Raw genomic sequence first — 11953 nt, 5'->3', positions numbered from 1 at the left:
TTTACATTTCAGGAGGAGATAAAATATAGTATAATTTTGTGGTAATAGTTTCAAATATATAAGAGGTGTTAAATAATGGCAGCAAAAGAATTTTGTATAATTGGTTTAGGTAATTTCGGCACAGCAGTTGCAGAAACATTAGCATCAATGAACCACAATGTCATTGTTATTGATCAAGATAATAGTAAAATCAGAAAAATTACGGGAAATTTTGCTAACATTAACGGCTACGAATTAGATGCCACTGACTTAGAAGCATTAGAAAGTATTGGAATTAAAAATATTAATGACATTATTATTGCTATCGGTAGCAATATTCAATCATCAGTTCTAGTAGCTGTTAACCTAAAAGAATTAGAAACCAGCAATATCATTGCTAAAGCTATTAATAATCCTCATGAAAAGATTTTACGAGCAATTGGGATTAATCAAATTGTCAAACCCGATATTTCCTCAGGAAGACAAACTGCCCTAAAAGCCCTATGAGGTCTAGAAGTTGACATTAAAGATGTTGATGGTGAATTTAGCATTAGTTTAGTTGAAGCCACAAATAAAATTATCTTAGGAAAACCCCTTGAAGAAATCAAACTAATTAACAACAAAAGAGTTAACATTATTCACATTAAACACAACAAAAAAATTATCTTGCCCGATGCCGATACCATTCTTAGCTACGGCGACGAAGTTCTATTCATTGCTAAAAACAAATACATCCAAGAAATTCACGAATACATTACGGGAGCAAAAGAAACCGAAGATATTTAAAAAAACAGCACAATGTGCTGTTTTTTTGTAAACTTAATTATTTACTAATATTTTCAGAAATTATTTCTTCAATAATCTTTTGTCCTATTTCAGGATTAACTTGTCCCTTAGTAACTTTCATTAAGTGTCCCATATAAAACTTTAACACTCTCTCAGGACGAGAAGGATAATCTTTCAATATTTGTAAGTTTTCCAAAATAAACGGTTTAATTAAACTCCTAATTATCTTTTCATCATTTATTTGTTGTAAGTTAAGTTGCTTAATACTCTGCTCAACACTCACATTATTTTCTAGCAAATGTAATAATAATGTCTTGGCTTGTCTTTGCGATATTTCCTTTCGTTGTAAAATATCAACTATCTGGGCCAAATTAATCGGTGTTAACTGAGTATCTAATAAAAAAGCATCTTTTTGTTTCAAATAAGCACTAATATCACCAATAAGCATATTTAACACCAAACGATAATATTTAGTATGTTCAATTGTCTTTTCAAAAAAATTAGTTAATTCAATATCTTGTAACAAAACATTAACTTCATTAATATGCAAACCATATGTTTCTACATAACGAATTTGTTTTTGGGGATACGATTCTGGACTAGTATTAATAATCTCTTCAATTCAATGCTGTTCTAAACTAATCGGAACTATATTTGGTTCGGGAAAATACTTATAATCAACCGTTGACTCTTTAGAACGCATTAAAATTGTTGTTTTTGTTTTTTCATCAAATCTGCGTGTTTCATTACTTTTTAAAGGTGTTCCTTGATTAATTAAATTAGTTTGTCGTTTAATTTCAAATTCAATCGCTCTTTTAACATTATTTAAAGAATTTAAATTTTTAACTTCCACGCGTTTAAAAAAATCCTTACTTTCTATCGGTCGTAAAGAAATATTAATATCACAACGAAATGAACCTTCACTCATTTTAGCATTACTAACCCCTAAATGTAATAATGTCTTACGCAATGTTTCAATATAATTAATTGCCGTCTCAACATCATAAATAACAGGTTCACTAACAATCTCAATTAAACCAATTCCCGCCCGATTATAATCTAACAAAGTAATATTATCTAAATGAATTTGTTTAGCGGTATCTTCTTCTAAATGCAACCGCGTAACCAAAATATCTTGTTGCATATTGTTAGTAGCAATCGTTAATTTACCATTACTACCAATCGGATTATTTTGTTGGGTTATTTGATATCCTTTAGGCAAATCCGGATAAAAATAATTCTTACGATCAAATGATAATACTGGATTAATCTTCATATTTAACGCTTGACACGCTCTAATAGCTAATACTACTGCTTGTTTATTAATAGAAGGTAAACTTCCCGGATAACCCAAATCAATTTCATTTACTTGACTATTAGGAATACTAGCAAATGTCACCGGACTATTAGAAAACATCTTTGTTTTTGTTTTTAACTCAATATGAATTTCAATTCCAATAACAGGTTGTAATTTCATTATTTATTTTTCCTTTCGATGATGACAAGAATTTTCAAAGTTAATAATTTTTTCAATTCCATAAGCAATATTTAACGCCTTTTGATCAGCAAATGGTAAACAATTAATTGTCATTCCAAATGGCAATTCATTTACTAAACCAATAGGAATTGTGATTGAAGGCGCACCCGAAAAATTAGCTAATAACAACGCATCATTTGTTAAGTTATTAACATCACTTAACTCTAATTTATGATTAATAGTTTTCTCAATTGTCGGAGCATCACCACCAGCTGCTGGCAATAACAGTCCATCATAATCAGTAAAAATTTTTTCAAAATGATCAACAATTTTTCGTCGCACCTTTTTTGCTTGCAAAAATAATTCCTGTTGATTTGCTTGTGCCAAAGCATATGCCCCAATAACATATCTTCTTTTAACTGTCTTTCCCAATACACTACGACTTTTAATCATAATATTTTGATAAGAATCATCATCTTTACTAATTCGTTTCCCAAAATTAATTGCTGTTAAATTACTTTGCGAACTAGTAGCTTCCGCAAACGAAATAACCATATAAACTAGTAATAATGCCTTTAATAAATCAAGGGGAAAATCAATATCTTCAATAAGTAAACCTTGCTCTTTTAATTTACTAATTACCGAAGACCACAAAACTCCCGTTAACGGTCGCAAACCATCATTAACCGATTTAATAGTCGCCAAACGATATTTTTTAATATCAAGACTAAGATTTTGCAAATAATCTTTTTCCTTTGCTTGCTGACTAGTCAAATCATTCGCATCAAACTTAACTGTCGCATCCATAACAATTGCACAATCACGAACAGTATTAGCAAGTACACCAACAGTATCTAAAGACGGTGCATAGGGAAATAACCCATAGCGAGAAATAAGCCCATAAGTTGGTTTAATACCAACAATCCCTGTATACGATGCTGGTTTTCTAATTGAATCACCCGTATCACTTGCCAAGGCAAACGGAACAACACCCAAAGCAACCAACGCCGCACTTCCTGATGAACTCCCCCCTGTAATATGATTTTTATTTCACGGATTATAAACAAAACCCGTAAAACTATCCAAACCAGTACCACCCATTCCTAATTCATCAAGTGTTGCTTTAGCAATATTAACAGCTTGATAATCATTAATATCTTTAACTACTTTACTATCAAATGTCGGCACAAAATTTTCCAAAATTTTTGTTCCCCCACTAGTTACAATGTTCTTAGTTGCTAAATTATCTTTAACCGCATAAGGTATAGCAAATAAATAATTATCTTCAGGAATTGGCATTGATTCCAAATGCTTAGCAATGACCATCGCTTCTTCTTCTAATAATTTAACAACACCATTATAATGTTCATATTTTTTTGCCTTAGCAATCGCATCACGAACAATTTTAATTGGTGATGTTTTCTTCTGTAATAATTGTTGATGCAATAATTCAATTGTCATTTTCATCATTATTCAACCACCCTATTAATAACAATATAATCATCTTTTACTTCTCACGCATTTTGCAAAACAAGGGATTGTTCATTAATCATTACATTATCATCTTCGCGTAATAAATGTTGCGAATTTAAAAATGGATAATGCATTGGTTCATACCCTTCCACATCAATTGTCTGTACTAACTTCATTTGTTCTAAAACAATATAAAACTCTTCTGCTAATAACTTATACTCTTCTTCTTCCAACTCTAGCATTAAATTATTAGTAATTTCTCGTAATAATTCCGAAGTAATATTTTCCACTACTACTTACACTCCTTCTTTTAATTGCTCATACTCTGCTATTGTTAAAATTTTAACATTAAATTTTTTAGCACTTTCTAATTTACTGCCAGCATTACTACCAACTAATAAATAGTCAGTATTTTTACTAACTGTATTAGTAATATTAGCATTTAATCCTTGTAATTCTTCAACATAATAACTTCTTGGTTTTGCGAATGTGCCCGTAATCACAACCGTTTTATGAAAAAAGGGATTATTTTCATTATCATTTGCTATGGGAAAATATTTCATATTAACACCATAAATTTTTAAATCATTAATTAATTGTAAATTTTCTTGATGTGAAAATCAATCAATCAAACTTTCAATAATGACCGCACCAATATCATAAATCATTTCTAACTGCTCACTTTTAGCTTTAAGTAAATTATCAATATCTTCATAATGTTTTGCTAACTGTAAAGCAGTTTTCTCACCAATATGACGAATCCCTAAACCAAATAACAAATGTTGCAACGACTTCATTTTTGAACGATTAATTGCCTTAATCATATTATTAAATGATTTTTCACCAAAATTATCTAAAGCAATAATATCTTGTTTTCGATTTTCCAATAAATATAAATCACTAACTTTTTTTAATCAACCTAATTGATACAACCGAATAATTATTTTCTCACTAACACCACTAATATCCATTGCTCTTCTTGAACAATAATGTATTAATGACCGAACAATTCTTTGCGAACAATTAATATTAATACAATACTGATCAACTTCTAAAACAGCATTTTCTAATTTACTATTACAATTTGGACAATATTCAATTAATTTTCAAGGTTCATTTCCTTCTTTTCTTAACTTTAAAACGGGATTAATAACTTCAGGAATAATATCACCAGCTTTTTTAATTAATACAACATCACCAATCCGAATATCACGATTAATAATATAATCAGAATTATGCAATGTCGCTGCCTTAACAACTGTTCCTTGTAAATTTACTGGTTCAAGTTTAGCATTATATGTTACTTTACCCGTTCTTCCAATTGATGCAAAGATATCTAGTAATTTAGTCGTTACCACAATACCAGCATATTTGTATGCTATTGCTCATTTAGGACTTTTACTTGTTTGTCCAATAATATTATATAATGATAAATCATTAATTTTAATTACAATACCATCAGTATCATAATCTAATTGTTTTCTTTTAAGGTCATATTCTTTTATATATTCTCATACTTCATTAATACTATTGCATAAACGATATTCATTATTAATTGGAAAACCTAATTTTTTTAATGTCACCTGAATTGTAAATATAAATGGGACAGTTTTTTAAAATAATTGTATTAAATCTATTGGTCTTTTATAAAATAATGATTTTCTGGGTGTAGAATTAATTTGAAATGCTATAGAATTTAAGTCTTTTTGTTTATATGAAGATAAATCAGTAGATTTTGGTAAATATCTTCTTAAAATACCATTATTGTTCTCATTTAAACGTCTTTGACAAGGTTTGCCGGCATCTGCAAAATAAATTTTAACATTACAATTTTTTTCAATTAATTTTCATTTACTAAATTCTTTACCACGATCAAAAGTAATAGTTTTAATTGTTCCTGGTATTAATTTTGAAATAAATTTTATTATACTTTGTGTAATACTTTCTGCTTTATGATTTTTAGTTTTCAAAGGAATTGTGGTTTTTGATCATATATCAGCTAAAGTAATAATAGAACTTTTATGATCTTTACCAACGATAGTATCTCCCTCTAAATGGCCAAATTCTTGTATATTTTTAATATTTGGAATGATTAAATTTCTTTCATGAATAGATTTACAATTATTAATTCTGACCCTAGTTTCTTTTTGTTTATGAGGTTTATTTTTGCCTTTTCTCAATAAATTTTTTTCATCAAAACCCATTCGATTTGTTTTAAACATGTTATATAAAGTTTTTGTTGAAATATTTTTTATTTTATTTTTCTTTAAAAAATCAGCAATTATATCAAGAGCATAATTTTTAGTAATTAACAAATGATTGATAGTATTAATTTCTGTTAAAGTTAAAATTATTAATTTTCTACCTGCATTTTGTTTATTTTTTTGAACTTGATTCAATATTTCTAATGGTAATAAGTTTTGATTTAATAATTTACAAACTCTGTGTACAGTTGATTTACTATAATCAATTGCTTTTGCTATTTTACGAATAGAAAATCCATAACTTTTATATTCTTTTATTGCTATTATTGATTCAATAGTCAGATACTTATACATTGTGCTAATTCCTTTCTTTTCTTAATTATAGAATTAACACAATTTGTTTTTTATATAAGTGTCCTTTTTAATTTTACATTTCAGGAATCATTAAAATCACTTTTAGCTAAAAATACTTCACCCCGCACTAACAACTTATTTACTAATTTAATTTTTTGTGGGATATTAGCAATTGTTTTAACATTATCAGTAACATTTTCACCAGTAATACCATCACCTCTAGTGGCTGCTGATATTAAAAAACCATTATCATACTGCAACGAAACCGACAAACCATCAATTTTTAATTCACAAAGATATTCAATACTTTCTTGACCAGTTAAAGATTTTATCTGATTATCAAAACTAATTAAATCTTCTTCGGTAAAAGCATTATTTAAACTTAACATTGGATAATTATGCTGAACTTTATTAAAACCATAAGCTATTTTGCCACTAACAGATTGTGTTGGTGAATTTTTGCTTAAAAACTGCGGAAAATCATTTTCTAATTGTTGTAAACTCCTCATCTTCGCATCATAGTATTCATCACTAACTGATGGTTTATTTTCTAAATAATACTCATTATTTCACTGCTCAATTAATTTTTTTAACCGCAAAATTTCCTTTTTTGCTAATTTTTCATTCATTCGAGCCACCCCATAATATTTCACCATTAAATTATAACATATATTAATTATGACTAATTACTTCATAATTTAATAAATTAAACTCTAACTAGTAATAAATAAAAAGTCAATCAATTATTTATTGATTGACTTTTTAACTATGCCAAATTGTAAAGTTAAGTGCAACTAAATTATTTTTCTAACCAAATATTCGATTGGCGAAAGATAATTTAGTATTTTTCTTGGTCTTTGGTTTAAAGACAATATAAATTTATGAACTGGATTTTTAGTAGTGTTTGAAAAATTAAATTTTTTAGGAAATTTTTCTCTAATTAAACCATTAGTATTTTCATTAGTACCTCTTTGTCAAGGTGAATATGCATCAGCAAAATAAATTTTCACATTTAAATTTTTTTCAAGTTGTTGTCAATTAGCAAATTCTTTACCCCTATCAAATGTTATAGTCTTAACAAGATTATTTGGAAGAATTGATAAATAATGACTAATATTTTTGTTAATAACTTTAGTAGTTCTATTTTCAACTAATATTGCTAAAGTAAATCTTGATGTTCTTTCAACTAAAGTTATTAAACATGATTTACTTTTACCTCGTGATGATACTACAGTATCACCTTCTCAATGGCCAAGAGTTATGCGATTATTAACATTTCGTTCTTTAATGGATTTACCATTAAATTTACCCCGATTTTCTTGAGATTTTCGTTTCTTACCTTTTCTTCTTAAATTTTTACTAGTAACCTTTTCAAGTAATCCAGAATAAATTCAATTGTAAATTGTTTTAAAACTAATAATTCATTCTTGATGAAAATTTTTAATTCTGCCATAAATTTGTTCAGGCGATCAACCTAATAATAATTTTTGTTGTACATATTTTACTAATTCTCTATTTTTAAATTTATGAAAATAAACATGTAATTGTTTTCTATTTTCTGCTTTATTTTATGCAATTAATGAAAAATAATGATTATTATCTTTATTTCTATTAACTTCTCGATTAATAGTACTAATACTTCGATTAAGATTTTTAGCTATTTCACTAATTTTTACTTTAAATTTCAATTGATTCTCAATATAAATTCTTTCATCTATGCCAAGATGTTTGTATCCCATATAAAAACTCCTTAAATTTACTTTTTCTAAAATAAACTTAGCATCATGAAATTTTTATATGAAATCTTTTGCAATTTTATTTACTTGCACTTACAAGTATAATTCAGCATATTATAACTTTGTTTCTTGAACCGTTTCTTGTTGTTCATCTAATAGCACTTCTTGGTTATTTTGATGAATTTCTACAGTAGTAGTTGGAACTACAATTTCATCTAACTCAACTTCTCCAACCTTAACTTCTTCAATAGTATTATCTTGTTCTTCTATGCTAGTTGCTTTAACTGCTTTTTTACGCTTTACAAGTAAACGATCAAGACTTCATATCACCACAAACACTAATTCTATTCCTAAGAAAATCATCGCAATAAAACCGATAATACCTCAAGCACCTAATAAATCCATATTATATATCTCCCTTTTTATATAAGTTGGATATGGATAGGCTACAATAAGTTGGACCATAATTATATAGACTTCAAAATTATTAAGAAAGAAGGAATATAAAAATGGAAAATAAAACCTCATACTCTGAAGAATTTAAAAAACAAATTGTAACGCTATACAAAAATGACAAAAGTGTTATTAATTTAGGGAAAGAATATAATTTACCAAAACCAACTATTTATAGTTGAATTAAAAATTATAATAATTCTGGGTCATTTAAAGCAAAAGATAATCGCACTGTCGAAGAAAATGAATTAATTTACTTGCGAAAAGAAAACCAACAATTACGAATGGAAAATAACATTTTAAAGCAAGCAGCACTGATAATCGGGAAAAAATAACAATAATTAATAACAACAAAAATAAATATTCAGTGAGGAAAATATGTAAGATTTTAGGTTTACTAAAATCAACATATTATTATCAAACCTGAATTGTAAATATAAATGGGACAGTTTTTTAAAATAATTGTATTAAATCTATTGGTCTTTTATAAGATAATGATTTTCTGGGTGTAGAATTAATTTGAAATGCTATAGAATTTAAGTCTTTTTGTTTATATGAAGATAAAACAGTAGATTTTGGTAAATATCTTCTTAAAATACCATTATTGTTCTCATTTAAACCTCTTTGACAAGGTTTGCCGGCATCTGCAAAATAAATTTTAACATTACAATTTTTTTCAATTAATTTTCATTTACTAAATTCTTTACCACGATCAAAAGTAATAGTTTTAATTGTTCCTGGTATTAATTTTGAAATAAATTTTATTATACTTTGTGTAATACTTTCTGCTTTATGATTTTTAGTTTTCAAAGGAATTGTGGTTTTTGATCATATATCAGCTAAAGTAATAATAGAACTTTTATGATCTTTACCAACGATAGTATCTCCCTCTAAATGGCCAAATTCTTGTATATTTTTAATATTTGGAATGATTAAATTTCTTTCATGAATAGATTTACAATTATTAATTCTGCCCCTAGTTTCTTTTTGTTTATGAGGTTTATTTTTGCCTTTTCTCAATAAATTTTTTTCATCAAAACCCATTCGATTTGTTTTAAACATGTTATATAAAGTTTTTGTTGAAATATTTTTTATTTTATTTTTCTTTAAAAAATCAGCAATTATATCAAGAGCATAATTTTTAGTAATTAACAAATGATTGATAGTATTAATTTCTGTTAAAGTTAAAATTATTAATTTTCTACCTGCATTTTGTTTATTTTTTTGAACTTGATTCAATATTTCTAATGGTAATAAGTTTTGATTTAATAATTTACAAACTCTGTGTACAGTTGATTTACTATAATCAATTGCTTTTGCTATTTTACGAATAGAAAATCCATAACTTTTATATTCTTTTATTGCTATTATTGATTCAATAGTCAGATACTTATACATTGTGCTAATTCCTTTCTTTTCTTAATTATAGAATTAACACAATTTGTTTTTTATATAAGTGTCCTTTTTAATTTTACATTTCAGGAAACTAATAAATGCACCAAGTTTGATGTTAATAATTATGAACAAGAAGTTATCAGTGCATTTAATAAAAGTCGCAAGATTTATGGTGCTCGTAAAATTAAAGCTGTTTTAATAAGAAAAAATATCATTTTATCACGACGAAAAATCCGATTCATTATGATCAAAAATAATTTGGTTTCTAAATACACCAAGTTAAAATATTGTAATCATAAAAAAACAGTTAATAATGACGAAATTAATAATGTTTTAAATCGTCAATTTAATGACAAAAAACCAAATGAAGTTGTTGTTAGTGATTTAACATATGTTCAAGTTGGCACTAAATGACATTATATTTGTTTATTAATTGACTTGTTTAATCGCGAAGTAATTGGCTATAGTGCTGGACCAAATAAAACTGCTGAATTAGTTCAACAAGCTTTTCACAAGATAACACGACCATTAAATAAAATAACTTTATTTCATACTGATCGTGGTAATGAGTTTAAAAATAAAATTATTGATGAAATTTTAATAACCTTTAAAATTAAAAGATCATTAATCTCCAAAGAATGCCCATATGATAATGCTGTTGCTGAAGCAACTTACAAAACCTTTAAAACCGAATTTATTAACGGTAAAAAATTTGCAAACTTAACACAACTAAAATGCGAACTATTTGATTTTGTTAATTGATATAACAATATTCGAATTCATGGCAGTTTAAATTATTTAACTCCCGTTGAATTTAGAAAATACCAGTCTACATAAAAAGTGTCCTAAAAAGGGTTGCCAATCCAATAGGCTACAATAAGTTGGACCATAATTATATAGACTTCAAAATTATTAAGAAAGAAGGAATATAAAAATGGGAAATAAAACCTCATACTCTGAAGAATTTAAAAAACAAATTATTGTAATGCTATACAAAAATGACAAAAGTGTTATTAATTTAGGGAAAGAATATAATTTACCAAAACCAACTATTTATAGTTGAATTAAAAATTATAATAATTCTGGGTCATTTAAAGCAAAAGATAATCGCACTGTCGAAGAAAATGAATTAATTTACTTGCGAAAAGAAAACCAACAATTACGAATGGAAAATGACATTTTAAAGCAAGCAGCACTGATAATCGGGAAAAAATAACAATAAATTAATAACAACAAAAATAAATATTCAGTGAGGAAAATATGTAAGATTTTAGGTTTACTAAAATCAACATATTATTATCAAACTAATAAATGCACCAAGTTTGATGTTAATAATTATGAACAAGAAGTTATCAGTGCATTTAATAAAAGTCGCAAGATTTATGGTGCTCGTAAAATTAAAGCTGTTTTAATAAGAAAAAATATCATTTTATCACGACGAAAAATCCGATTCATTATGATCAAAAATAATTTGGTTTCTAAATACACCAAGTTAAAATATTGTAATCATAAAAAAACAGTTAATAATGACGAAATTAATAATGTTTTAAATCGTCAATTTAATGACAAAAAACCAAATGAAGTTGTTGTTAGTGATTTAACATATGTTCAAGTTGGCACTAAATGACATTATATTTGTTTATTAATTGACTTGTTTAATCGCGAAGTAATTGGCTATAGTGCTGGACCAAATAAAACTGCTGAATTAGTTCAACAAGCTTTTCACAAGATAACACGACCATTAAATAAAATAACTTTATTTCATACTGATCGTGGTAATGAGTTTAAAAATAAAATTATTGATGAAATTTTAATAACCTTTAAAATTAAAAGATCATTAAGCTCCAAAGGATGCCCATATGATAATGCTATTGCTGAAGCAACTTACAAAACCTTTAAAACCGAATTTATTAACGGTAAAAAATTTGCAAACTTAACACAACTAAAATGCGAACTATTTGATTTTGTTAATTGATATAACAATATTCGAATTCATGGCAGTTTAAATTATTTAACTCCCGTTGAATTTAGAAAATACCAGTCTACATAAAAAGTGTCCTAAAAAGGGTTGCCAATCCAATAGGCTACAATAAGTT

General features: G+C 26.7%; 13 protein-coding genes and 1 pseudogene. 4 read left to right on the top strand and 10 right to left on the bottom strand.

Going from position 1 to position 11953, the window contains the following annotated elements; all coding sequences use genetic code 4:
• Positions 1-75: 75 nt before the first annotated feature.
• Positions 76-765: a TrkA family potassium uptake protein gene (locus AACK97_RS06310; protein WP_338967455.1), complete on the top strand. Its 690-nt coding sequence runs from the start codon at positions 76-78 to the stop codon at positions 763-765.
• A gap of 37 nt (positions 766-802) precedes the next feature.
• Here the strand turns inward: AACK97_RS06310 and gatB are convergent, their stop codons facing one another.
• From gatB to AACK97_RS06265, 9 genes are all read right to left on the bottom strand, one after another.
• A complete protein-coding gene (gene gatB, locus AACK97_RS06305; protein WP_422397248.1) occupies positions 803-2245 on the bottom strand; it encodes an Asp-tRNA(Asn)/Glu-tRNA(Gln) amidotransferase subunit GatB in 1443 nt (480 codons plus the stop codon).
• Positions 2246-3712: an amidase family protein gene (locus AACK97_RS06300; RefSeq protein ID WP_338967451.1), complete on the bottom strand. Its 1467-nt coding sequence runs from the start codon at positions 3710-3712 to the stop codon at positions 2246-2248.
• Complete coding sequence (locus tag AACK97_RS06295; protein WP_338967449.1) at positions 3712-4005, bottom strand: Asp-tRNA(Asn)/Glu-tRNA(Gln) amidotransferase subunit GatC; 294 nt, start codon at positions 4003-4005, stop codon at positions 3712-3714. The genes AACK97_RS06300 and AACK97_RS06295 overlap by 1 nt, the downstream gene beginning before the upstream one ends.
• 6 nt (positions 4006-4011) lie before the next feature.
• Positions 4012-5298, bottom strand: a complete 1287-nt coding sequence (gene ligA / locus AACK97_RS06290) for an NAD-dependent DNA ligase LigA (RefSeq protein WP_338967447.1) — start codon at positions 5296-5298, stop codon at positions 4012-4014.
• A gap of 30 nt (positions 5299-5328) precedes the next feature.
• Positions 5329-6273 (bottom strand): IS30 family transposase, encoded by a 945-nt coding sequence (locus AACK97_RS06285; RefSeq protein WP_338967444.1) that lies wholly within the window; start codon positions 6271-6273, stop codon positions 5329-5331.
• A 50-nt stretch (positions 6274-6323) separates the two neighbouring features.
• Positions 6324-6929 carry a hypothetical protein gene (locus AACK97_RS06280; protein ID WP_338967441.1) on the bottom strand — a complete coding sequence of 202 codons (606 nt, stop codon included), beginning with the start codon at positions 6927-6929 and terminating at the stop codon, positions 6324-6326.
• Positions 6930-7067: 138 nt separating this feature from the next.
• Positions 7068-7781, bottom strand: a complete 714-nt coding sequence (locus AACK97_RS06275; RefSeq protein WP_338969010.1) for an IS30 family transposase — start codon at positions 7779-7781, stop codon at positions 7068-7070.
• Between the two features lie 60 nt (positions 7782-7841).
• Positions 7842-8012, bottom strand: a complete 171-nt coding sequence (locus AACK97_RS06270; protein WP_338967438.1) for a helix-turn-helix domain-containing protein — start codon at positions 8010-8012, stop codon at positions 7842-7844.
• A gap of 111 nt (positions 8013-8123) precedes the next feature.
• Positions 8124-8348, bottom strand: a complete 225-nt coding sequence (locus AACK97_RS06265; RefSeq protein WP_338967435.1) for a hypothetical protein — start codon at positions 8346-8348, stop codon at positions 8124-8126.
• Positions 8349-8518: 170 nt separating this feature from the next.
• Here AACK97_RS06265 and AACK97_RS06260 point away from each other — a divergent pair, with 170 nt between their 5' ends.
• A complete protein-coding gene (locus AACK97_RS06260) occupies positions 8519-8797 on the top strand; it encodes a transposase (protein WP_338967433.1) in 279 nt (92 codons plus the stop codon).
• A gap of 118 nt (positions 8798-8915) precedes the next feature.
• On the opposite strand, the gene AACK97_RS06255 is transcribed toward AACK97_RS06260, so the two are convergent.
• On the bottom strand, positions 8916-9860 hold the full coding sequence (locus AACK97_RS06255) for an IS30 family transposase (RefSeq protein ID WP_338967430.1): 945 nt from the start codon (positions 9858-9860) through the stop codon (positions 8916-8918).
• Between AACK97_RS06255 and AACK97_RS06250 the strand changes: the two genes are divergently transcribed.
• Together AACK97_RS06250 and AACK97_RS06245 are read left to right on the top strand one after the other, a co-directional pair.
• On the top strand, positions 9747-10694 hold the full coding sequence (locus AACK97_RS06250) for an IS3 family transposase (protein ID WP_338967428.1): 948 nt from the start codon (positions 9747-9749) through the stop codon (positions 10692-10694). The two genes, AACK97_RS06255 and AACK97_RS06250, sit on opposite strands and share 114 nt — an antisense overlap.
• A 97-nt stretch (positions 10695-10791) precedes the next feature.
• Positions 10792-11907: pseudogene (locus AACK97_RS06245) on the top strand (IS3 family transposase).
• Positions 11908-11953: the final 46 nt, after the last annotated feature.

It is taken from the genome of Spiroplasma endosymbiont of Lonchoptera lutea, from assembly GCF_964019715.1.
Taxonomy (GTDB): domain Bacteria; phylum Bacillota_I; class Bacilli_A; order Mycoplasmatales; family Nriv7; genus Nriv7.
This window is presented reverse-complemented; position numbering and strand designations above follow the sequence as displayed.